This is a genomic window from Salmonella sp. JXY0409-18 (genome assembly GCF_020268625.1).
In the GTDB taxonomy this organism is placed as follows: domain Bacteria; phylum Pseudomonadota; class Gammaproteobacteria; order Enterobacterales; family Enterobacteriaceae; genus Salmonella; species Salmonella enterica.
Genome location: NZ_CP084216.1, coordinates 2,494,162 through 2,517,524 on the forward strand (window position 1 = coordinate 2,494,162; position 23,363 = coordinate 2,517,524).

Here is a 23,363-nt window from a genome sequence, read left to right on the forward strand (position 1 = left end):
CCGTTCGCAGATTTTTCGTGCAAGATTGTTGGCAAGGAAAACAGATTGACCCATCGTAAACCTCTTCAGACTGCCGCAGACTATTTTCAGTCAGATTTACGTTACTTATCCGCACGCGACTCACTGGAGATGCAATGAAAATAATAACCTGCTTTAAGTTGGTGCCTGAAGAACAGGACATTACCGTGACCCCGGAGCATTCGCTCAATTTTGATCGTGCCGAGGCCAAAATCAGCCAGTTTGATTTAAATGCAATTGAGGCCGCCGCGCAGTTAGCTGGCGATGGCGACGAGATCGCCGCGCTCACCGTCGGCGGCTCTCTGTTACAAAATTCAAAAGTCCGCAAAGATGTGTTATCCCGCGGGCCGGATGCGCTTTTTATGGTTCAGGATGCGCAGCTGGAGCACGCCCTGCCCAAAGAAACCGCGCTGGCGCTAGCATCCGCGGCGGAGAAAATCGGCTTTGACCTGCTGCTCTTTGGGGAGGGCTCCGGCGATATTTATGCCCAACAGGTGGGCCTGCTGACTGGCGAACTCCTGAAACTCCCCGTCATCAACGCAGTAAGCCATATTCAACGCGACGGCGACAAAATCATCGTTGAACGCACACTGGAAGAAGACGTTGAAATTATCGAGCTCACGCTGCCCGCGGTGCTTTGCGTGACCTCAGATATTAACGTTCCACGCATCCCGTCAATGAAAGCCATTCTCGGCGCCGGGAAAAAAGCCGTTACGTCGTGGCTGGCGAGCGATATCCACTGGACCCCAACCACGCCAATGGCGGAACTGGTCGCCATCTCGGTACCGCCGCAGACAGAACGCAAGCATATCATTCTCGATAACGATTCGCCGGAAGCCATTACCGCACTGGCCGACCATTTGAAAAAATCCCTGAACTAAACCCAACGGAGAAAAATTATCATGAATCATTTAGCTAACGTATGGGTATTTAGCGATAACGTAGAGCGTTATGCCGAATTAATGACCGGCGCGCGGCAGTGGGGAGAAAAAGTTTACGCCATCGTGCAAGGAAACACGGAGATCGACTACGTGAAAGCGCTTGGCGCTGATGAGATAGTCATTCTTGAATCGCATACGGATTTGCAGCGCGTGGAAAACTATGCCGAAACGCTGGCCTCGTTATTAGGCGACAAAAATGGGCTACTGCTCATGGCGGCGACCAAGCGCTGCAAAGCGCTGGGCGCCCGGCTGAGCATCCAGCTTGACGCCGTGATGGTGAACGACGCGACGTCTATTGATCTCCTCGACGGGACGCTACACGCAGAGCATCGCATGTACGGCGGACTTGCTTTCGGCAAAGAGAAATTAAACAGTCCGCAGGCGATTATTACGCTGGCACCCGGCGTGCTGGAACCCGCCGCCCCTCTCCCCAGTCATACTTGCCCGCTGACCACGCTGGCATATATTGCCCCACGCCACGAGGTATTGTGCCAGCAGCGGCGCGCGAAATCGTTAAGCAGCGTCGATTTGAGCAAAGCCAAACGGGTCATCGGCGTAGGACGAGGTCTGGCGGCGCAAAGCGATCTGGATATGGTGCATAAACTGGCGACCGTCCTCGGCGCAGAAGTGGGCTGTTCCCGCCCCATTGCGGAAGGTGAAAACTGGATGGAACGCGAGCGTTATATTGGCGTATCCGGCGTTCTGTTGAAATCCGATCTCTATCTGACGCTGGGCATTTCCGGCCAAATTCAACATATGGTGGGTGGAAACGGCGCAAAAATTATTGTCGCAATTAACAAAGATAAAAACGCGCCCATTTTCAATTATGCCGATTATGGTCTGGTGGGCGATATCTATAAGGTTGTTCCTGCCCTCATCGACCAGTTAAGCCGCTAATTCCTTTTTCAACGCACATCTCTCGTCGTCGATACGGCGGGAAAGGAGCATAAAGCATGTCGGATGATAAATTTGACGCTATTGTGGTGGGTGCAGGCGTAGCAGGAACGGTCGCCGCGTATGTGATGGCAAAAGCGGGACTGGATGTACTGGTTATTGAACGCGGAAACAGCGCGGGCAGCAAAAATATGACCGGTGGCCGGCTCTACGCTCACAGTATCGAAAGTATTATGCCGGGATTCGCAACGTCCGCCCCCATCGAACGCGTCGTTACCCGTGAAAAAATCTCCTTTTTAACCGAAGAAAGCGCCGTCACACTTGATTTTCACCGCGCGCCCCCTACTCCGCTCCTTACGTCATATACCGTACTGCGCAACAAACTGGACCCGTGGTTAATGGCTCAGGCGGAACAGGCTGGCGCGCAGTTTATCCCGGGTGTACGGGTCGACGCTCTGGTACGTGAAGGCAATCGCGTCACTGGCGTTCAGGCCGGGGATGATATTCTGGATGCGAATATTGTGATTCTCGCGGACGGCGTGAATTCCATGCTGGGCCGTTCACTGGACATGGTGCCTGTCTCTTCTGCGCATCACTATGCCGTCGGCGTAAAAGAGTTGATTGGGCTCTCTCCGGCACTTATTGAAGAGCGCTTTAATCTGGCGTCCCATGAAGGCGCCGCCTGGTTATTCGCTGGCGCGCCCTCCAACGGGCTCATGGGCGGCGGGTTTCTTTATACCAACCGCGATTCGGTTTCTCTGGGGCTGGTATGTGGCCTGGGCGACATTGCTCACGCGACCAAAAGCGTACCGCAAATGCTGGAAGATTTTAAACAGCATCCGGCAATACGCCCTTTGATTCAGGGGGGAACGCTGCTTGAATACTCCGCTCATATGGTGCCCGAAGGCGGCATAGCAATGATGCCGGAGCTGGCAAATGACGGTGTGATGATTGTCGGCGACGCCGCCGGTCTTTGTCTGAATCTCGGCTATACCGTCCGCGGCATGGATTTAGCCATCGCGTCCGCGCAAGCGGCCGCTCAAACCGCCATTGACGCTAAAGCGCGGCAAGATTTTTCCGCCGCAAGTCTTGCCGGGTACAAACGCGCGCTGGAGAAAAACGGCGTGTTACGCGATATGCGGCATTTCCGCAAACTCCCCGGATTAATGGAAAACCCACGGCTTTTTACCGAGTACCCGCGAATGGCGGCAAACATTGTGGGCGATCTGTTCACCGTTGATGGCGGTCCAGTCCCACCGTTGCGTAAAACTATCCTGTCACATGCGAAAAAAATTGGACTGGTGAATCTATTAAAAGACGGCATAAAAGGGGCTACGGCATTATGAGTTCGGACAATAAGGTGAATGTTGACGTCAAATTGGGCGTAAATAAATTTTACGTAGATGAAGGACACCCACATATCATTTTGCGATCCTCGCCTGACATGCAGGAGTTTACTAAATTAATAAAAGCCTGCCCTGCCGGACTCTATAAGCTGGACGATGCGGGAAATATTCATTTTGACTCTGCGGGCTGCCTGGAATGCGGAACCTGCAGGGTTCTCTGCGGCAATACTCTTCTCGAAAAATGGGAATACCCGGCGGGAACGTTCGGCGTTGAGTTTCGCTACGGCTGACGCTCTGAAACACCGGATAACGACGCTACGGCGTCTTATTCGGCTTGCCCCCGGAGATTACGTCATTTGTATTAATAGAGAACAAGTCAATGAGTGTTACATTAACGTTTGACGCCGCGCGGCGGAAAACCTATCGCGAGTCCGGCTACTGGGGCGATGCTTCACTGGGCGACTACTGGCGGCAAACCGCACGCGCCGTACCCGATAAAATCGCCGTGGTCGATAATCATGGCGCGTCCTGGACCTACGCCGCACTCGACTGCGCGGCAAGCCGCCTGGCAAACTGGTTACTGTCTCAGGGGATCCAACCGGGCGATCGCGTGGCCTTTCAGCTTCCGGGCTGGTGTGAGTTTACCCTCATTTATCTGGCCTGCCTGAAAACGGGCGCGGTATCTGTCCCGCTACTTCCCGCCTGGCGAGAAGCAGAGCTGGTTTGGGTGCTGAACAAATGTCAGGCTAAAATATTCTTCGCCCCCACCGTGTTCAAACAGAATCGTCCGGTCGATCTTATCCTTCCGCTACAAAATCAACTGCGCCATCTGACGCATATTGTCGGCGTGGATAAACTGGCGCCTGCCACCACAGCGCTTGCGCTTAGTCAAATCATCGACCGCAGCGAACCGTTGCAGTCAGACATTAACATTCACGGTGATGAACTGGCGGCAGTGCTGTTTACCTCCGGCACAGAAGGAATGCCGAAAGGGGTAATGTTGACCCACAATAATATTCTTGCCAGCGAACGGGCGTATTGCGCGCGGTTGAATTTAACCTGGCAAGATGTGTTCCTGATGCCTGCGCCACTGGGCCACGCCACCGGATTTTTACACGGCGTCACCGCGCCCTTTTTAATCGGGGCGCGTAGCGTATTGCTGGACATCTTTACCCCAGAAGCCTGCCTTACCTTATTAGCGCAGCAACGCTGTACCTGTATGTCAGGCGCGACGCCGTTTATTTACGATCTGCTTTGTGCCGTTGAGCAACAGCCTGCCGACCTCACCTCACTGCGATTCTTCTTATGCGGCGGCACGACTATTCCCAAAAAGGTTGCCCGCGACTGCCAGCAGCGCGGTATCAAATTATTGAGTATTTACGGTTCTACAGAAAGTTCTCCGCACTCGATGGTTAATCTGGGTGATTCGACTTCACGCATGATGAACACCGATGGTTATGCCGCCACCGGTGTAGAAATTAAAATCGTGGATGAAGATCGCAATACGCTTCCAGCAGGCCACGAAGGCGAAGAAGCCTCGCGCGGGCCGAACGTTTTTATGGGATACCTGGACGAGCCGGAACTTACCGCCCGCGCACTGGATAATGAGGGCTGGTATTACAGCGGCGACCTCTGCCGCATGGATGAAGACGGTTATATCAAAATTACCGGGCGCAAAAAGGATATTATTATACGTGGAGGTGAAAATATCAGCAGTCGCGAGGTGGAGGATATTTTATTGCAACACCCCCGCATACACGATGCTTGCGTCGTTGCTATGCCTGATGAACGCTTAGGCGAACGTTCATGCGCGTATGTGGTCTTAAAACCGCCGCACCTTTCGCTGGCGCTGGAAGAAGTGACCGCTTTTTTCAGTCGAAAACGGGTAGCGAAGTATAAATATCCGGAACGGATCGTCATCGTAGAAAAACTGCCCAGAACCGCCTCTGGCAAAGTGCAGAAGTTTCTGTTGCGGCAGGATATTATTGAGCGGCTGCGCCAGGAGCACACCGCGGTGTAAATTGTCGGATGGCGACGTTAACGCCGCCATCCGGTATCACACTACTTCTTCAGTTCCGCCAGACTCAGCCAGGTCTGAACCACGGTGTCCGGGTTCAGCGACAGGCTGTCGATCCCCTCTTCCATCAGCCAGGCGGCAAAGTCTTCATGGTCGGACGGGCCCTGGCCGCAAATTCCAACATATTTGCCCTGTTTTTTCGCCGCGCGGATCGCCATCGACAGTAGCGCTTTCACCGCGTCGTTACGCTCGTCAAACAGTTCAGACACCACGCCGGAATCGCGATCCAGCCCCAGCGCCAGCTGCGTCATGTCGTTAGAACCAATCGAGAAGCCATCAAAATATTCGAGGAACTGTTCAGCCAGCAAGGCATTGGACGGGATCTCGCACATCATGATGATCTTCAGCCCGTTCTCGCCGCGTTTAAGCCCCTGGCGCGCCAGCTCTTCGATGACCGCTTTCGCCTGGTCGACCGTCCGCACGAACGGGATCATGATTTCGACGTTGGTAAGGCCCATATCGTTGCGCACGCGTTTCACCGCTTCGCATTCCAGCGCAAAACAATCGCGGAAACTTTCTGCGACGTAACGGCCCGCGCCGCGGAAGCCCAGCATAGGGTTTTCTTCATGCGGCTCATAGCGTTCGCCGCCGACCAGGTTGGCGTATTCGTTGGACTTAAAGTCAGACAGACGAACGATAACGCGTTTCGGGTAGAAGGCGGCGCCTAACGTCGCGATCCCTTCCGTCAGTCGACCAACGTAAAATTCACGCGGCGAGTCAAACCCTTTCATCATCTCACGAATGTCGTTTTGCAGCGCGGCATCCTGGTCGTCAAACTCCAGCAGCGCACGCGGGTGAACGCCAATCATACGGTTAATGATGAATTCCAGTCGCGCCAGACCTACACCTTCATTCGGCAAGCAGGCAAAGTCAAATGCCCTGTCCGGGTTGCCGACATTCATCATGACCTTCAGCGGTAGCTCTGGCATGGTGTCTACGCTGGAGCTTTTTACGCTGAAATCCAGCATGTCGGCATAAACATAACCGGTATCACCTTCTGCGCAGGAGACGGTTACTTTTTCGCCATCTTTCATGCGTTCGGTGGCGTCGCCGCAGCCGACTACCGCCGGAATACCCAATTCGCGGGCGATAATTGCCGCATGACAGGTACGCCCGCCACGGTTAGTGACAATCGCCGCCGCTTTTTTCATGATCGGTTCCCAGTCCGGGTCGGTCATATCGGTGACAAGCACATCGCCAGGCTCAATACGGTTCATTTCGCCGATATCGTGAATAACTTTCACCGTACCCGCGCCGATACGATGCCCAATGGCGCGACCTTCGGCAATGATTTTCCCCTGCGCATGTAGCGTATAACGCTCCATCACCTGGCCACGGGAGCGCACGGTTTCCGGACGTGCCTGCACAATAAAGAGCTTACCGGTATGACCGTCTTTCGCCCATTCGATATCCATCGGACGACCATAGTGCTGCTCAATCTGCACCGCTTGTTTCGCCAGTTCCTGCACTTCTTCGTTGGTGAGCGAAAAAATGTCGCGCTGTTCCTGCGGCACATCTTCAATCTTCACTTGCTTGCCGTGCTCCTGGGTGGCGGCGTAAACCATGCGGATTTTTTTCGACCCCATGGTGCGGCGTACGATGGCCGGACGGCCTGCCGCCAGGGTTGGCTTATGGACATAAAATTCATCCGGGTTAACCGCGCCCTGCACCACCATTTCGCCCAGTCCCCATGCTGAGGTGATAAAGACCACCTGGTCAAAACCGGATTCGGTATCGATAGAGAACATCACCCCTGACGAGGCGAGATCGGAGCGAACCATCCGCTGCACGCCAGCGGAAAGCGCTACGCCGCGATGATCATATCCTTGGTGAACGCGATAAGAGATGGCGCGATCGTTAAACAGAGAAGCAAATACGTGTTTCACTGCCACCAGTACCGCATCGAAGCCCTGAACGTTAAGAAACGTTTCCTGTTGACCCGCAAACGAAGCATCTGGCATGTCTTCCGCCGTGGCGGAGGAACGCACGGCAAAAGAGGCATTTTCATCATCCGACGAAAGCTGCGCATAGGCATCGCGGATGGCGTTTTCCAGCTCCGGCTGGAAAGGAGTGTCGATAATCCACTGGCGGATCTGCGCGCCCGCTTTCGCCAGCTGGGAGACATCATCAATATCTGTCTTATCCAGCAGCTCATAAATGCGCTGATTTACGCCGCTTTGATCCAAAAACTGGTTAAACGCATCGGCAGTGGTTGCAAAACCATTCGGAACGGATACGCCCATGCCGGAAAGGTTAGTAATCATTTCACCCAGGGAGGCATTTTTGCCCCCAACTCTGTCTACATCATTCATGCCGAGTTGGTTATACCAAAGCACCAGCGGTGACGAGCCATTGTTGGACATCGAACAATCCTTTTGTGATAAATGAACGAGTTTAAGAAACACATAGTTGCGTATTTATCCTGGCATACTTAAACCCGCGAAAAAAACGGTGAATCGTTCAAGCAAATTTATTTTTTCATTTTTTCAGATTGTTTACGTAGTTGCGCAAACCCGCGCATAGCACGGCATTCCCTTAATCACCCCCGGTATAAACTGCGTTTCCAGGAAATGAAACACACTTTTCATTAATTATAAAAAGTGTCTGTCATTTTATAAAATAAGCGACAAGTTATACGTTTCCCGTTACTTTTAATTTATGCTTTCAGATAATTATGTTTACTCTTCAGGATGAACAGAATGGATAATGTTGTTGATCGCCATGTTTTCTATATTTCTGATGGTACCGCCATCACCGCCGAGGTCCTGGGTCACGCGGTTATGTCGCAGTTTCCGGTGACGATCAGCAGCATCACGCTGCCATTCGTGGAGAACGAAAGTCGCGCCCGCGCCGTCAAAGACCAAATTGACGCCATTTATCAGCAAACCGGCGTTCGCCCGCTGGTATTTTACTCGATTGTTTTACCTGAAATTCGCGCCATCATCTTACAGAGCGAAGGTTTCTGCCAGGATATCGTCCAGGCGCTGGTGGCGCCGCTTCAGCAGGAGATGAAACTGGATCCGACGCCGATCGCTCATCGTACTCATGGGCTTAATCCGGGTAACCTGAACAAGTATGACGCCCGTATTGCCGCTATCGATTATACCCTGGCGCATGATGATGGCATTTCATTGCGCAACCTCGATCAGGCTCAGGTCATTTTACTTGGCGTTTCGCGCTGTGGAAAAACGCCCACCAGCCTCTATCTGGCGATGCAATTCGGCATTCGTGCGGCTAACTACCCTTTCATCGCCGATGATATGGATAATTTGACGCTGCCCACATCGTTAAAACCGCTACAACATAAACTGTTCGGCCTGACAATTGACCCTGAACGCCTGGCGGCTATTCGCGAAGAACGCCGTGAAAACAGTCGCTATGCCTCGTTGCGTCAGTGCCGCATGGAAGTGGCGGAGGTTGAAGCGCTGTATCGTAAGAATCAGATCCCCTGCCTGAACAGCACCAATTATTCCGTTGAAGAGATAGCCACCAAGATTCTCGATATTATGGGGCTTAACCGCAGAATGTACTAGCAAACTAGTTTAATGGTTTGGTTTTTGTTATCATGTTGTTCTGCCTGCGAGGTGTGACACGCCTCGCACTTGAAATCAGCAGGGATTGGTTTATCGTGATGCCCATCACTTCCCGGTAGTCCTGCCGTTGAAGCAACAAATTTCTGAGACTTGTAATGAACAGAACCGACGAACTCCGTACTGCGCGTATCGACAGCCTGGTAACACCGACCGAACTCGCGCAGCGGTATCCTGTATCGTCCTCCGTCGCCAGTCACGTTACCGACTCCCGACGCCGGATAGAAAAGATTTTAAATGGTGAAGATCCACGGCTACTGGTCGTCATTGGCCCCTGTTCGATTCACGATCTGAATGCTGCTATGGAATACGCGACGCAGCTCCAGACACAACGCCAAAAGCATCAGGCGCGTCTGGAAATCGTCATGCGCACCTATTTTGAAAAACCGCGCACCGTCGTGGGATGGAAAGGCCTGATTTCCGATCCCGACTTGAATGGAAGTTACCGCGTCAATTATGGGCTTGAACTGGCGCGTCGCTTGCTATTGCAGGTGAACGAACTGGGAGTACCGACCGCCACAGAATTTCTTGATATGGTCACCGGCCAGTTTATTGCCGATCTGATCAGTTGGGGAGCGATTGGCGCGCGTACCACCGAAAGCCAAATCCATCGGGAAATGGCTTCTGCGCTCTCTTGTCCGGTCGGCTTTAAAAATGGTACGGATGGCAATACTCGCATTGCCGTTGACGCTATTCGCGCCTCCCGCGCCAGCCATATGTTTCTCTCGCCGGATAAAGACGGACAGATGACCATCTACCAGACGAGTGGCAACCCGTATGGGCACATCATCATGCGCGGCGGTAAAAAACCGAACTACCACGCTGAAGATATTGCCGCCGCCTGCGACACGTTGCATGAATTTGATCTGCCGGAACATCTGGTCGTCGACTTCAGCCACGGCAACTGTCAAAAACAGCATCGCCGCCAGTTGGAGGTATGTGATGATATTTGCCAGCAGATTCGTAATGGCTCCACGGCAATAGCCGGGATTATGGCCGAGAGTTTTTTACGGGAAGGCACGCAAAAAATTATCAGCGGTCAACCATTAATCTATGGTCAGTCCATTACCGATCCCTGCCTGAACTGGGAAGATACGGAAGTTTTGTTGGAAAAACTTGCCGCGGCGGTAGATAGCCGCTTTTAATAGCTCGCCCATCCTGCCGGGATGGGCGTTTCTTCGATGCGTTACCCGCCCTTTTCTCTCCGCGCGCGTATATCACTCCACAGAATTAGCTCTTGCTGTTATCGCATTAATTATTGATAATAATAATCATTGTGAGTTTGATTATTAATAAATAACATGTCGCGTATGGATAACACCGAGCTGCCTCACCCTAAGGAAATGGACAATGAAACGCTTCTCCCTGCCGCTGAACGGCGCGTCAACAGTCAGGCGCTATTAGGTCCGGACGGCAAAGTCATTATCGATCACAACGGTCAGGAGTATCTGTTGCGCAAAACTCAGGCCGGTAAACTACTGTTAACCAAATAGCGCTCCCGCCAGCAGACGATGCTGCTGGCATCAGGCTAACTTGAACAACTGACCTCCAGCCGCTTTCCCCACTCCGGTGGTCGGCTGGCATAGTCATCATCTCGATCGGTAAAAGGTTGACGTAAAACTTCATGCAACCGATGCAGTTCCGCCATGTCTCCTTGTTCAGCCGCATCTATCGCGCGTTGCGCCAGCCAGTTGCGCAACACAACCGCAGGATTCACGCGTTGCATCTGCTGCTGGCGCAGCGCGTCATCCACCGCCTCTGTGCGCAATCGCGCCCGGTAGCGTTCGAACCAGGCATCGAACGCCGTGCGATCGATAAACGTATCCCGCAACGGCGAGGAAGCGCTCTGTTGCTCCGTATGGCTTAACATCCGAAATGTACGGGTATAATCACTCCCTTCGCGCGCCATCAGACTAAACAATTCATTCAGTAAAGCGTTATCGTCTTTTTGCTCGGTAAAGAAGCCCAGCTTCTGGCGCATTCGCTGCCCATAGTGCGTTAACAACGCGTCCTGGTAACGATCCAGCGCTCTGTTTAACGCGTCGATCTCAATAAAAGGGGTTAGCGTCTGCGCCAGACGTTGTAAATTCCACAGCGCCACCGACGGTTGATTATCGAAGCGGTAACGTCCCTGATGATCGGAATGGTTACCAATGAAGCCGGGATCGTAGTCATCGAGAAAACCAAAGGGGCCATAGTCGATGGTCAGCCCCAGAATCGACATGTTATCCGTATTCATAACGCCGTGCGAAAAACCGACGGTTTGCCACTCGGCGATAAGTCTTCCGGTACGCGCCGCCACCTCTTCAAACCACAAAGCATATTTTTCCGGGACATCCTGCCATTGCGGCCAGTAATGACGAATAGCGAAATCAGCCAGTTGCTGAACTTTTTCCGGCTCACGGCGGTAATAGAAATGTTCGAAATGACCAAAACGCATATGACTTTGTGCCAGACGCATTAACATGGCGCCCGTTTCCTGCGTCTCTCGCTGAACCGGCGTATCGCTGGCTACGATAGATAACGCGCGCGTAGTGGGAATACCCAGATAATGCATGGCTTCGCTGGCAAGACTTTCTCGTATGGTTGAACGCAGGACGGCGCGTCCATCCCCCATTCGCGAATAGGGTGTTAATCCGGCGCCTTTCAGATGCCAGTCGAGGGTCGAGCCATCCGCCAGGAGCTGTTCGCCCAGCAAAATACCGCGTCCGTCGCCGAGTTGTCCCGCCCAGACGCCGAACTGATGCCCGCTATATACCTGCGCGACAGGCGACATACCGGGTAATAAGGTTTCGCCGCCCCAAACGCCAGCGCCATTGGTAACGTCAAATAACGACGCGGGAATGGCTAACTGCTGCGCCAGTTCGTCGTTATACCAAATCAGTCGCGCATTTTTTAACGGTGTGGGTAAAAGCGCGGTATACGTTGCTGGCAGTTCATCGCGCCAACGGGCAGTAAAAGACAGGGTCATAGGGCCTCCTGTCTTCAGTGTAGACGGTTAATCACCGGTTAAACACCGGCAAACAGAAAGGTTATCGCTGAACGAGTTTAATGAGCTGGTTTACCGGCACCGGAGGCCATAGTCCGCCCTGGAATGCGCTAAACCCCAATGGCGCTGCGCGCGCAAACATCGCCTCAGTATCAATACCGGCAATCATCAGCGACTCGCAGCTGGAGGAGATCTGGGCAACGATGGCGTGCATGAATGGTTCGAATGAGATCATTTCAGCACGCTGCTGAATAAAGTTTTTATCCAACATGACTCGTTTGAAAAGTCCATCGAAAATAGCTTTAGTCGACGCCTCGCCTGCCCCAAAATTTGCCAGCATTAATGGGAAATGCATTGCCAGATTAGCTAACGTTTCATTGTTTTTGCCTTGGTTTAACCCAGGATAATTCTCATTTATAGCTAATTCAAGAAACGGAAAGCGTGCTGCCCGGGAAAAAAGTTCGCTATCTAATAATAATAAGTCACTAATTGCAGGCGGTAAATTAAGCCATGCAATAAGTTTATGCTGAATAAAAAAGTGCTGACAGGTTTCTAACAACGCCAGTTTTTCAACAAACAGACAGTATTGTTCCTCCACCGAAAGGCGAGGCGCTACCAACTCAGTCGGCATCCGCACGGCGCCGTCTTCAGCGGCAAACGTTGCAATAATCTCTAAACCAACAAGCCGAGCGTTTTCATCCATGACGGGAAGGAAAAAGAGTTCGGAATGGTAAAGCTCATCAAGTGAAGCAATCATTACGCCAGTCCCATGGTTAGGGCGCTATTCGCCATCCAGTCACTACGGACGGAAACAGACGTAACTTCAGATACTAATTGAAGCGTCATCATTTTTCTTGTTTACCGGTAAACCGGTTCCTTTTTTTAACTTACTCTGATTATAAACCAATATCCAATGTTGTACTTTTAACAGGGCGTGAGCACGCCCGTTTTTAATAAAAGTACGTTTGTAAATGCTACGGTTATATCATTATATATGATGACAACAGATGTCATAAGTTCAACCGACGGTATGTTAAAAATAGACTATAAAATTTATATCGTCTGCGAGGTTAAATTCGCCGTGCCTGCCAGAAGTTTTTTCGCCAGTACACATTATCCAGCGATGAACGCATCACGCCACGACTGGTAGAGGCATGAATAAACTCATTATTTGTATCGTAAATACCAACATGTAAACCACTTTCGCCCGAACCGGTTTTAAAGAAAACCAAATCTCCGGGCAGCAATTCATCTTTATCGATTCTGGTGCCGATTTTTGATTGTTCACGCGTATCACGAGGCAACTGCAAATCAAACTTGTCGCGCATAGTGACTACCACAAAGCCGGAACAGTCCACACCTCTGCGACTCATGCCGCCGTAACGGTATGGCGTACCGCGCCAGGACTGCAACTGATCGTTCAGACCCGCAATGACGGTAATGGAGTCTGATAATCTGGCGTTTGGCGCCGGTGCCCGATGAGTACTGCATCCTGCCAGGAACAATGCTGTGATAACAAGAAGCCAAAAACGCATGCCGCAACAATCCTCTGTTTTTATTTTGGTATTAATTTAGCGTCGAAATTACCTGCTTTTCAAGAAACGATTTTACTTAAGTGGCCGAAATGAGCATTGGATGCCCCTCAACGTCGAGTCGTCGAAAGCGCAGACCGTAGGCTTGCGCCAGATAAGAGGGGGTGAGCACCTCTTCCCGGCGGCCGCAGGCAATGAGTTTACCGCGCTTTAGTAACCAGGCTTTATGCGCATGGCGCAGCGTGTGGTTCAGATCGTGGCTACTCATCACAATCGCAATTCCTACCTGACACAAATGATGTAATACCCGATCCAGAGCGTTTTGTTGCGCAACATCGAGACTGTTCATCGGCTCATCAAGCAGCAATAATTGACCGACCGGATTAGCGTCAGGATGAATTTGTAGTACAACGGCAGCAAGGCGAACGCGCTGCCACTCGCCACCGGAAAGCTGATTCACGCTTCGCCCCAGTTTGTCGCCCAATCCAAGCATATCGGCCACCTCGTTAAGCTGCCCGGTTCGCGTTTTATCAGGTTGATGCAATGTCAGGTAATGCCAGACTGGCATGGCGAACGGCGGATTTTGCTGTTGCGCAAGATAAGCGCGGTGTTGGGCAAGCGTTGCCGTCGCCCATGCCTCCAGCGGCGCTCCGCCAAACCTGATGCTCCCCTCGCCTGAGGTTAACCCCGCCATACGCGCCAGTAGCGTGCTTTTTCCGGCGCCGTTCGGCCCGACAAGATGAAGGATCTCTCCTGCGCTTACTTCGCCGGAAAGCGGCCCCAGGCGGGTGCTCTCGGCGACATCCTTTAATTGCATCAATTGAGACATTATTTTGCCAACGCGATTTTTATGCTTTCCATCACAATAGGATCTTCAGGCGTCATATCCGGCGAAAAACGCTGTACTACCTGACCATCCCGGCCTACCAAAAATTTTTCAAAATTCCACAGAATATCATCCGGATAGAGTGGCGTACGCCCTTTGCTTACCATCCGTTCGTAAAAGCCGCTCTTCTCCGGCGCGACTGCCGTTGGCGCAGCGGCTATCAGTTTTTGATACAGCGGATGGCGCGCGTCGCCATTCACATCAATTTTACTGAACATCGGGAACGTGACGTGCCAGGTGCTGGCGCAATAGGTTTTAATCTCTTCTTCGCTGCCTGGCTCCTGCCCCATAAACTGGTTGCAGGGAAAACCCAACACGACAAACCCCTGATCTGCCCACGCCTTCTGGATATTTTCCAGCTGTTCATATTGCGGCGTCAGGCCACATCTGGAGGCGACGTTTACAATGAGCAGCACTTTTCCGGCATATTTTTCAAGTGTAGTGACCTCTCCATCAATCGTCGTAACGTGAGTATTAAGAAGCGAGTTTTGCATGGTGTCTCCCTGATGTCGGTAGAATAGCGGGTTTCATCGTTAGCCTTTAATCATAGACTGCGAATGATGAAAGCAGTTGTTTACCGATGCGCTAACGCGCGGATTTGAGCAGCAGCCAGATAAACACTGGCGCCCCCAATGTGGCGGTGACCACCCCGATAGGCAGTTCAGCCGACGCCAGCGCCAGTCGGGCGACCACATCAGCCAATAGCAGGGCGATAGCCCCGGCCAGCGCGCAGCCGGGAAGTAAAACCCGGTGATCGGTTAAACCACATAAGCGCAGGATGTGCGGAATAACCAGACCGATAAAACCAATCGCCCCCGCCATCGCCACGCTGACGCCCACCATCCAGCCGGTGGCGACGACCAACAAATTGCGCCAGAACCACAGCGGCAGGCCAAGCTGCCGCGCCGAGGTTTCCCCTAGCGCCAGCATATTCAGCGGTTGCGACTGGCAACATATCCAGATGAGTACTGGGATGAGCGCAATCATTAGCCAGCTCTGCTGCCAGTCAACGCCGCCGAATCCTCCCATCATCCAGTACATTAATTGCCGCAGATCGAAAGAGGTGGAAAAATAGATAGCCCACGTCATCAGCGCGCTACAGATAATGCCCAGCGCGACGCCCGCCAACAACAAGCGGCTGGTAGAGAGATGGCGGCGCGCAAAACGCAGCAGGATTAACGTAATAATGAGCGCGCCGGCTATAGCGCACAGTCCCAGCGCCCATCCAGGCAGTTGCCCCTGCCCCAGTAAGACGGCGGCAATAAGCCCAACACCGGCCCCATTCGAAACGCCGAGCAGGCCCGGTTCAGCAAGTGGATTTTCAAACAGCGCCTGCATCACGGCGCCAGATAGCGCCAGCGCAGCGCCAACCAGCAATACCGCAAGCGTGCGGGGAAGGCGAATTTGCCAGACAAACAGTTCCCCCCGGGCGCTTAACCAGTCACCGGGGGCAATCCACTGTTCGCCTGCGCATAAGCTCAGAAGTGTAGCCAGTAGCACCAGCAGTGACAGGCTCAGAAGCCAGCGAACGTTTCGTCGCTGTTGTTGGCGGGCAAAAGTCAGCATGTTATCCATTCAGCTGAAAAGAGGTAGCGTGATTTTACGGTGGGTATCCTTTACTTGAAAGAAAAAAGGCCGCAATGCGGCCTTTTTAGTTATACGAGTCATCTTTCAGGCTAACAGATACGCTGTCATCCCGCTGATCTACTTTCGGGATGGCAGCGTATCTGCCGCAATACACACTGATGGATGTTATGCCTGGATCTGATTACTCTTCTTTGGGCGAAGCGTTCTCGACCCGGCTCTTTAACTTCTGCCCGGGTCTGAAGGTCACCACGCGCCGTGCTGTAATAGGAATATCTTCACCCGTTTTCGGGTTACGCCCCGGACGTTGATTTTTATCACGCAGATCGAAGTTACCAAAACCAGAGAGTTTCACCTGCTCACCGTTTTCCAGAGCACGACGGATCTCTTCGAAAAACAGTTCAACCAGTTCTTTGGCATCCCGCTTGCTAAGCCCAAGCTTATCAAACAGATATTCTGACATTTCAGCTTTTGTAAGCGCCATAGGTTCAATCCCTCAATGATGCCTGGAATCGCTCTTTTAATGCCTCTACACATTTGGCGACGGTAGCGGCAATCTCCTCTTCTTCGAGTGTACGGTTGGTATCCTGAAGGATCAGGCTGATAGCGAGGCTCTTATAACCCTCCGCAACACCCTTACCGCGGTACACGTCAAATAAGTTTACGCCAACTACCTGATTTACGCCAACTTTCTTACATTCGGATAAAATATCCGCTGCGGGAACGTTTTCTGCAACAACAACCGCAATATCGCGACGGTTGGCCGGGAAGCGTGAAATCTCCCGCGCCTGCGGCACGATACGGTCTGCGAGCTTATTCCATTCCAGTTCAAACACCAGCGTACGACCATTCAGATCCAGTTTACGTTCCAGTTCAGGGTGAACAACCCCAATAAAACCAATACGTTCATCTTTCAGATAAATCGCCGCAGACTGTCCCGGATGCAGAGCCGGATTCATCTCCGCCTTAAACTGGATATCACCCAGTTTGCCGGTTAAATCCAGTACTGCTTCCAGATCGCCTTTCAAATCATAGAAATCAACGGTCTCTTTTGCCAGGTTCCAGTGCTCATCATAGCGGTTGCCGCAAATCACGCCAGCCAGCATCAGATCCTGTCGAATACCCAGATTGGCTTGTGTATCCGGAACGAAACGTAAACCGGTTTCAAAAATACGCACGCGATTCTGCTGGCGGTTTTGGTTATAGACCACCGTCGTCAGCAATCCGCTCCACAGAGACAGACGCATCGCCGACATCTCAACGGAGATAGGGTTTGGCAGCAGCAGCGCTTCTGCGCCTGGATGGATAAGCTGTTGTACTTTAGGATCGACAAAGCTATAGGTAATCACTTCCTGATAGCCTTTGTCGTTCAGCATGGTTTTAACCCGCTTCAACGACAGATCGGCTTCACGGTGCGTCCCCATGATTAAACCGGCCTGGATTGGCTCGTCCGGAATATTGTTATAACCGTAAACGCGGGCCACCTCTTCCACCAGATCTTCTTCAATCTCCATATCGAAACGCCAGGTCGGCGCCACGGCTTTCCACTCGTCCTGCCCTTCGGTCACTTCACAGCCCAGACGACGCAGAATATCACTGACCTGCTCATCCGCAATATGATGCCCGATCAGGCGATCCAGTTTACTGCGACGCAGCGTAATGGTGGCGCGTTTCGGCAACGTTGCTTCGTTGCTCACATCAATTATCGGACCCGCATCACCGCCACAGATATCAAGAAGCAGACGAGTAGCGCGCTCTATCGCTTTATATTGCAGCGCCGGGTCTACCCCGCGCTCGTAGCGATGAGACGCATCGGTATGCAGACCGTGGCGGCGAGCGCGACCGGTGATAGACAGCGGATTAAAGTACGCACATTCCAGCAGCACATTTTGCGTTTCGCCGTTCACGCCGGAATGTTCGCCGCCAAAAATACCGGCTATCCCCAGCGCCTTATGGTGATCGGCGATCACCAGCGTGTCCGCATTTAACGTCGCTTCGCTACCGTCCAGCAGGACGACGGTTTCACCCTCTTTTGCCATCCGCACGACAATACCGCCATCAATGCGATCTTTATCGAAAGCATGCATTGGCTGACCCAGTTCGAGCAACACATAGTTGGTGACGTCAACCACCGCATCGATGGAGCGAATACCGCAGCGACGCAGTTTCTCTTTCATCCACAGCGGCGTCGGCGCGTTAACATTGATGCCTTTTACCACCCGGCCCAGATAGCGTGGACACGCATCAGCGGCCTCTACCGTAATCGGCAGCGTATCGCTGATGGTTGCCGTAACCGGCGCCATTTCAGGCTCCTGGAGCGGCGCTTTGTTCAGTACCGCCACATCACGCGCAACGCCGATGATACCTAAGCAATCCGCACGGTTCGGCGTGACGCTAATTTCGATGGTATTGTCGTCGAGCTTCAGGTATTCACGGATATCGGTACCCAGCGGCGCATCCGCCGGCAGTTCGATAATGCCGCTGTGATCGTCGGAAATCCCCAGTTCGGAGAAGGAGCACAGCATCCCTTCAGACGGTTCGCCGCGCAGTTTCGCCGCTTTAATTTTGAAATCGCCCGGCAGGATGGCGCCAATGGTGGCCACCGCTACTTTCAGCCCCTGACGACAGTTTGGCGCGCCGCAGACGATATCCAACAGGCGTTCTCCGCCGACGTTGACTTTCGTTACACGCAATTTGTCAGCGTTCGGATGCTGGGCGCACTCAACCACTTCCCCAACCACAACGCCATTGAAGCTTCCCGCGACCGGCTCAACGCCGTCTACTTCCAGGCCAGCCATCGTAATCTGGTTAGCCAACGCATCGCTATCAATTGCCGGGTTAACCCACTCGCGTAACCACAGTTCGCTGAATTTCATTGTTTTATCCTGCCTTTATTTAAACTGTTTGAGGAAACGCAGATCGTTTTCGAAGAATGAACGCAGGTCGGTGACGCCGTAACGCAACATGGTCAGACGTTCCATCCCCATACCAAAAGCGAAGCCAGAATAGATTTCCGGATCGATACCGACATTACGCAGCACATTCGGATGCACCATCCCGCAGCCCAGCACTTCCAGCCATTTGCCGTTTTTACCCATCACATCCACTTCCGCAGAAGGTTCGGTAAACGGAAAATAAGAAGGACGGAAGCGAATCTGCAGATCCTCCTCAAAGAAATTACGCAGGAAGTCGTGCAGCGTACCTTTGAGGTTGGTGAAGCTGATGTTGGTATCAACAATCAGACCTTCCATCTGATGGAACATCGGAGTATGCGTCTGGTCGTAGTCATTACGGTATACACGGCCCGGCGCAATAATGCGGATCGGCGGTTGCTGCGCTTTCATCGTCCGGATCTGGACGCCAGACGTCTGGGTCCGCAGCAGACGGGTCGCGTCAAACCAGAAGGTATCATGATCGGCGCGGGCCGGATGATGACCCGGAATGTTTAACGCATCGAAGTTATGGTAGTCATCTTCGATTTCCGGGCCAGTCGCCACGGTAAAACCAAGCTCGCCGAAGAAACTTTCAATACGGTCAATGGTACGTGTGACCGGATGCAGACCGCCGTTCTCAATACGGCGCCCCGGCAGGGAGATATCGATGGTTTCAGCGGCCAGGCGGGCGTTAAGCGCTGCGCTTTCCAGCTCGGCTTTACGCGCGTTAAGAGCCTGTTGTACCTGCTCTTTCGCGGCGTTAATGACTGCCCCGGCTGCCGGACGCTCTTCCGGCGGCAGATCGCGTAGGGTCGTCATCTGAAGGGTTAAATGCCCTTTCTTGCCCAAATATTCGACGCGTACATTGTCTAACGCGGCAACATCTGACGCCTGGTTAATGGCGGCCGCTGCATTGGCAACCAGCTCTGCGAGATGTGACATGGTTTTCCTCATTGTGTCGGTGAAGACACCGGTTCATTGGACGTAATCTCTCGATTTCAGATACAAAAAAAGCCTCCATCAGGAGGCTTTTTTGCGCTGTTTTTCGTTTCGTTTTTCACGCGCTAGCCTCCTGGGATCAGGTGCTAAAGTAAAAAAAGAAACGGAAAATAGCAGCGTTCATGCTTGCGTTACCTTATGTGGTAAAACCGAATATCCTTTATTGAAAAGGGTTACAGGTCAATTGTCAACTCACTGAACAGTAAATAAAAGAGAGGGAGCCAGGCTCCCTCTTTTCACTGGCTTATGCCAGAGCTGCTTTCGCTTTTTCAACCAGCGCGGTGAACGCGACTTTGTCGAATACGGCGATATCAGCCAGGATCTTACGGTCGATTTCAACAGAGGCTTTTTTCAGGCCGTTGATGAATTTGCTGTAAGAAATACCGTTCTGACGTGCTGCTGCGTTGATACGCGCAATCCACAGTTGACGGAACTGACGCTTACGTTGACGACGGTCACGGTAAGCATACTGACCAGCTTTGATAACTGCCTGGAAGGCAACGCGGTATACGCGAGAACGCGCACCGTAGTAGCCTTTGGCTTGTTTCAAAATTTTCTTGTGACGTGCGCGTGCAATTACACCACGTTTTACGCGAGCCATATGTGCTCTCCTGTATCTATTCTAATTAAAAAGTTAAAAACGTTAACGGCTTATGCGTACGGCAGGCACGCGATAACCAGGCCCAGATCGCCTTTAGAAACCATGGCTTTCGGACGCAGGTGACGTTTACGTTTAGTCGCTTTTTTGGTCAGAATGTGACGCAGGTTAGCGTGCTTGTGCTTAAAACCACCTTTACCGGTTTTTTTGAAGCGCTTAGCAGCACCGCGTACGGTCTTAATTTTTGGCATTTTAATAACTTCCACTTCGCATTGTTAATAAACGAAACATAGGCGAACAAAACCTGTGAAGCCCGAAGGCTTCACAGAATTGTTACTTGAAGGCCTTACTGTTTCTTCTTAGGAGCAAGCACCATGATCATCTGACGGCCTTCGATCTTCGTTGGGAAGGATTCGACCACTGCCAGTTCTTGCAAATCGTCTTTCACGCGATTAAGCACTTCCATACCGATTTGCTGGTGGGCCATTTCACGACCGCGGAAACGCAGCGTGATTTTGGCCTTATCGCCCTCTTCGAGAAAGCGAATCAGGCTGCGGAGTTTTACCTGATAGTCGCCTTCATCTGTCCCAGGACGGAATTTAATTTCCTTCACCTGGATAACTTTTTGCTTTTTCTTCTGTTCCTTAGAAGACTTACTCTTTTCATAGAGGAATTTGCCGTAATCCATTATACGACAAACCGGCGGCTCGGCGTTAGGGCTGATTTCGACTAAGTCTACTCCGGCTTCTTCAGCTTTTTCCAGAGCTTCTCTCAGACTCACAATACCAAGCTGCTCGCCTTCCAGACCTGTTAAGCGAACTTCTTGCGCGCGAATTTCGCTATTAATACGATTCGGACGCGCCGTTTGAACTCGTTTTCCGCCTTTAATACTTTATTCCTCCAGTTGTTGAAGACTGCGGCTGCGAATCTCTTGTTGCAGCTTCTCAATCACGTCATTTACGTCCAGACTGCCCAGGTCTTTACCGCGGCGGGTACGAACGGCAACTTTGCCTGCTTCCACCTCTTTATCACCACAGACCAACATATAAGGGACACGACGTAAAGTGTGCTCGCGGATTTTAAAGCCAATCTTCTCATTTCTCAAGTCTGCTTTTACACGAATGCCCGCATTTTGTAGTTTCTGCGTCAATTCGTTAACGTATTCAGACTGCGAATCGGTAATATTCATCACGACTACCTGAACCGGCGCAAGCCATGTCGGGAAGAAACCAGCGAACTCTTCGGTCAGGATACCGATGAAGCGTTCCATCGACCCAAGAATCGCACGGTGAATCATTACCGGTACCTTACGCTCGTTGTCTTCGCCTACATAGGAGGCGCTCAGACGAGACGGTAAGGAGAAGTCCAGCTGTACTGTACCGCACTGCCATGCACGATCGAGGCAGTCATATAAGGTAAATTCAATTTTCGGACCGTAGAATGCGCCTTCACCCAGTTGATACTCAAACGGGATATTATTTTCTTCCAGCGCAACCGCCAGATCCGCCTCAGCACGATCCCACATCTCATCGCTGCCAATACGCTTGTCAGGACGAGTGGAAAGCTTGACGACGATCTTCTCGAAGCCAAAGGTGCTGTACATATCGTAGACCATACGAATACAAGCGTTAACTTCATCGCGGATCTGCTCTTCTGTGCAGAAGATATGCGCATCATCCTGCGTAAAGCCGCGTACGCGCATCAGACCATGCAGCGCGCCTGATGGCTCGTTACGGTGGCAGCTACCGAATTCCGCCATACGCAGCGGCAAATCACGATAGGATTTCAGACCCTGGTTAAAGATCTGAACGTGGCCCGGGCAGTTCATTGGCTTAATGCAATATTCGCGGTTTTCTGAGGACGTGGTGAACATCGCATCTTTATAGTTGTCCCAGTGCCCGGTTTTTTCCCACAGCACACGGTCCATCATGAACGGGCCTTTAACTTCTTGATACTGGTACTCTTTGAGTTTAGAACGAACAAAGACCTCCAGCTCGCGGAAGATAGTCCAGCCGTCGTTATGCCAGAACACCATGCCCGGCGCCTCTTCCTGCATATGATACAGGTCGAGCTGCTTACCAATTTTACGGTGGTCGCGTTTTGCGGCCTCTTCCAGGCGCTGCAGATAAGCGTTCAGAGCTTTTTTATCTGCCCATGCCGTACCGTAAATACGCTGCAGCATCTTATTATTGCTGTCACCGCGCCAGTATGCGCCAGCAGTTTTCATCAGTTTAAAGTGATGGCAGAAACGCATATTCGGCACGTGCGGACCACGACACATGTCGACATATTCTTCATGATGGTACAAGCCTGGCTTGTCATCATGAGCAATGTTTTCATCAAGAATGGAAACTTTGTAGCTTTCACCACGCTTCACGAAGGTTTCACGCGCTTCGTGCCAGCTGACTTTCTTCTTGATAACGTCGTAATTTTTCTCGGCGAGCTCATGCATCCGCTTTTCGAGCGCTTCGACATCTTCCTGAGTTAGCGTGCGGTCAAGATCAACGTCATAGTAAAAACCGTTGTCGACAACCGGGCCGATCGCCATTTTCGTGTGCGGCCAAAGTTGCTTGATTGCGTGACCTAACAGATGCGCGCAAGAGTGACGAATGATCTCCAGACCCTCTTCATCTTTTGCGGTGATGATGGAAAGCGTCGCATCATTTTCAATCAGATCGGAAGCATCAACCAGCTCGCCATTCACACGGCCCGCAATGGTGGCTTTCGCCAGGCCAGGACCAATGTCCAGAGCAACATCCATCGGGCTTACAGGGTGGTCATAATGGCGTTGGCTGCCATCAGGAAGAGTAATAACAGGCATGTTATATCCTTATTTGCAGTGGTGACCCATACGCAAGATCACATACAAAGAGAAAATGAATTTATTGACAGTGAGTTGTGTATCCATCTAGCCAACCATTGCTAAATTGGCGCACAACCTTCGACACAGGCGAAAATCGCTATTTTCGTCCGGCA

At 52.0% G+C, this 23,363-nt stretch carries 23 protein-coding genes and 1 other annotated feature; of the genes, 8 read left to right on the plus strand and 15 right to left on the minus strand.

Features of this window, described 5'->3' with window-relative positions; all coding sequences use genetic code 11:
• Nucleotides 1-134 precede the first annotated feature (134 nt).
• From LDB27_RS12045 to fadK, 5 genes are all read left to right on the plus strand, one after another.
• Complete coding sequence (locus LDB27_RS12045; protein ID WP_000692096.1) at nucleotides 135-899, plus strand: electron transfer flavoprotein; 765 nt, start codon at nucleotides 135-137, stop codon at nucleotides 897-899.
• 21 nt (nucleotides 900-920) lie between these two features.
• Nucleotides 921-1,856 carry an electron transfer flavoprotein subunit alpha gene (locus LDB27_RS12050; RefSeq protein ID WP_001015878.1) on the plus strand — a complete coding sequence of 312 codons (936 nt, stop codon included), beginning with the start codon at nucleotides 921-923 and terminating at the stop codon, nucleotides 1,854-1,856.
• A gap of 56 nt (nucleotides 1,857-1,912) precedes the next feature.
• On the plus strand, nucleotides 1,913-3,199 hold the full coding sequence (locus LDB27_RS12055; protein WP_001278549.1) for an FAD-dependent oxidoreductase: 1,287 nt from the start codon (nucleotides 1,913-1,915) through the stop codon (nucleotides 3,197-3,199).
• Entirely contained in the window at nucleotides 3,196-3,489 is a 294-nt protein-coding gene (locus LDB27_RS12060; RefSeq protein ID WP_000093364.1) for a ferredoxin family protein, read from the plus strand. Before LDB27_RS12055 ends, LDB27_RS12060 begins: the two co-directional genes overlap by 4 nt.
• A gap of 89 nt (nucleotides 3,490-3,578) precedes the next feature.
• The gene (gene fadK, locus LDB27_RS12065; RefSeq protein WP_000117493.1) at nucleotides 3,579-5,219 is read left to right on the plus strand and encodes a medium-chain fatty-acid--CoA ligase; all 1,641 of its coding nucleotides are present in this window, start codon (nucleotides 3,579-3,581) and stop codon (nucleotides 5,217-5,219) included.
• A 41-nt stretch (nucleotides 5,220-5,260) separates the two neighbouring features.
• Here the strand turns inward: fadK and ppsA are convergent, their stop codons facing one another.
• A complete protein-coding gene (gene ppsA, locus LDB27_RS12070) occupies nucleotides 5,261-7,639 on the minus strand; it encodes a phosphoenolpyruvate synthase (protein WP_000069340.1) in 2,379 nt (792 codons plus the stop codon).
• A gap of 336 nt (nucleotides 7,640-7,975) precedes the next feature.
• Between ppsA and ppsR the strand changes: the two genes are divergently transcribed.
• From ppsR to hemP, 3 genes are all read left to right on the plus strand, one after another.
• Nucleotides 7,976-8,809 (plus strand): posphoenolpyruvate synthetase regulatory kinase/phosphorylase PpsR, encoded by an 834-nt coding sequence (gene ppsR / locus LDB27_RS12075; protein ID WP_000370992.1) that lies wholly within the window; start codon nucleotides 7,976-7,978, stop codon nucleotides 8,807-8,809.
• A 155-nt stretch (nucleotides 8,810-8,964) separates the two neighbouring features.
• Entirely contained in the window at nucleotides 8,965-10,011 is a 1,047-nt protein-coding gene (aroH, locus tag LDB27_RS12080; RefSeq protein ID WP_001082198.1) for a 3-deoxy-7-phosphoheptulonate synthase AroH, read from the plus strand.
• 156 nt (nucleotides 10,012-10,167) lie between these two features.
• Entirely contained in the window at nucleotides 10,168-10,359 is a 192-nt protein-coding gene (hemP, locus tag LDB27_RS12085) for a hemin uptake protein HemP (RefSeq protein ID WP_000089118.1), read from the plus strand.
• A gap of 35 nt (nucleotides 10,360-10,394) precedes the next feature.
• On the opposite strand, the gene selO is transcribed toward hemP, so the two are convergent.
• The 14 genes from selO to thrS form a co-directional block, all read right to left on the minus strand.
• Entirely contained in the window at nucleotides 10,395-11,837 is a 1,443-nt protein-coding gene (gene selO / locus LDB27_RS12090; RefSeq protein WP_000175671.1) for a protein adenylyltransferase SelO, read from the minus strand.
• Nucleotides 11,838-11,898: 61 nt separating this feature from the next.
• Complete coding sequence (ydiV, locus tag LDB27_RS12095) at nucleotides 11,899-12,612, minus strand: anti-FlhDC factor YdiV (RefSeq protein ID WP_000562004.1); 714 nt, start codon at nucleotides 12,610-12,612, stop codon at nucleotides 11,899-11,901.
• A 313-nt stretch (nucleotides 12,613-12,925) separates the two neighbouring features.
• Nucleotides 12,926-13,390, minus strand: coding sequence for a C40 family peptidase (locus tag LDB27_RS12100; protein ID WP_001213256.1), 465 nt, complete (start codon nucleotides 13,388-13,390; stop codon nucleotides 12,926-12,928).
• Nucleotides 13,391-13,466: 76 nt separating this feature from the next.
• Nucleotides 13,467-14,216 (minus strand): vitamin B12 ABC transporter ATP-binding protein BtuD, encoded by a 750-nt coding sequence (gene btuD / locus LDB27_RS12105; protein ID WP_000080609.1) that lies wholly within the window; start codon nucleotides 14,214-14,216, stop codon nucleotides 13,467-13,469.
• The gene (locus LDB27_RS12110) at nucleotides 14,216-14,767 is read right to left on the minus strand and encodes a glutathione peroxidase (RefSeq protein ID WP_001181568.1); all 552 of its coding nucleotides are present in this window, start codon (nucleotides 14,765-14,767) and stop codon (nucleotides 14,216-14,218) included. Before LDB27_RS12110 ends, btuD begins: the two co-directional genes overlap by 1 nt.
• Before the next feature lie 91 nt (nucleotides 14,768-14,858).
• Nucleotides 14,859-15,839, minus strand: a complete 981-nt coding sequence (gene btuC, locus LDB27_RS12115; protein ID WP_000954984.1) for a vitamin B12 ABC transporter permease BtuC — start codon at nucleotides 15,837-15,839, stop codon at nucleotides 14,859-14,861.
• A 202-nt stretch (nucleotides 15,840-16,041) separates the two neighbouring features.
• Nucleotides 16,042-16,341: an integration host factor subunit alpha gene (gene ihfA / locus LDB27_RS12120; RefSeq protein WP_001229266.1), complete on the minus strand. Its 300-nt coding sequence runs from the start codon at nucleotides 16,339-16,341 to the stop codon at nucleotides 16,042-16,044.
• Between the two features lie 4 nt (nucleotides 16,342-16,345).
• Entirely contained in the window at nucleotides 16,346-18,733 is a 2,388-nt protein-coding gene (gene pheT, locus LDB27_RS12125; RefSeq protein ID WP_000672403.1) for a phenylalanine--tRNA ligase subunit beta, read from the minus strand.
• A gap of 15 nt (nucleotides 18,734-18,748) precedes the next feature.
• Complete coding sequence (gene pheS / locus LDB27_RS12130) at nucleotides 18,749-19,732, minus strand: phenylalanine--tRNA ligase subunit alpha (RefSeq protein ID WP_000018570.1); 984 nt, start codon at nucleotides 19,730-19,732, stop codon at nucleotides 18,749-18,751.
• A gap of 62 nt (nucleotides 19,733-19,794) precedes the next feature.
• Nucleotides 19,795-19,918: a sequence feature (Phe leader region), on the minus strand.
• On the minus strand, nucleotides 19,869-19,913 hold the full coding sequence (pheM, locus tag LDB27_RS12135; RefSeq protein ID WP_001386830.1) for a pheST operon leader peptide PheM: 45 nt from the start codon (nucleotides 19,911-19,913) through the stop codon (nucleotides 19,869-19,871). Its footprint overlaps the feature before it by 45 nt.
• 115 nt (nucleotides 19,919-20,033) lie before the next feature.
• Entirely contained in the window at nucleotides 20,034-20,390 is a 357-nt protein-coding gene (gene rplT, locus LDB27_RS12140; RefSeq protein ID WP_000124850.1) for a 50S ribosomal protein L20, read from the minus strand.
• A 50-nt stretch (nucleotides 20,391-20,440) separates the two neighbouring features.
• Nucleotides 20,441-20,638 carry a 50S ribosomal protein L35 gene (rpmI, locus tag LDB27_RS12145; RefSeq protein WP_001124225.1) on the minus strand — a complete coding sequence of 66 codons (198 nt, stop codon included), beginning with the start codon at nucleotides 20,636-20,638 and terminating at the stop codon, nucleotides 20,441-20,443.
• Nucleotides 20,639-20,733: 95 nt separating this feature from the next.
• Entirely contained in the window at nucleotides 20,734-21,276 is a 543-nt protein-coding gene (infC, locus tag LDB27_RS12150; RefSeq protein ID WP_001574431.1) for a translation initiation factor IF-3, read from the minus strand.
• Nucleotides 21,277-21,279: 3 nt separating this feature from the next.
• Complete coding sequence (gene thrS, locus LDB27_RS12155; RefSeq protein ID WP_001144226.1) at nucleotides 21,280-23,208, minus strand: threonine--tRNA ligase; 1,929 nt, start codon at nucleotides 23,206-23,208, stop codon at nucleotides 21,280-21,282.
• Between the last annotated feature and the right edge of the window lie 155 nt (nucleotides 23,209-23,363).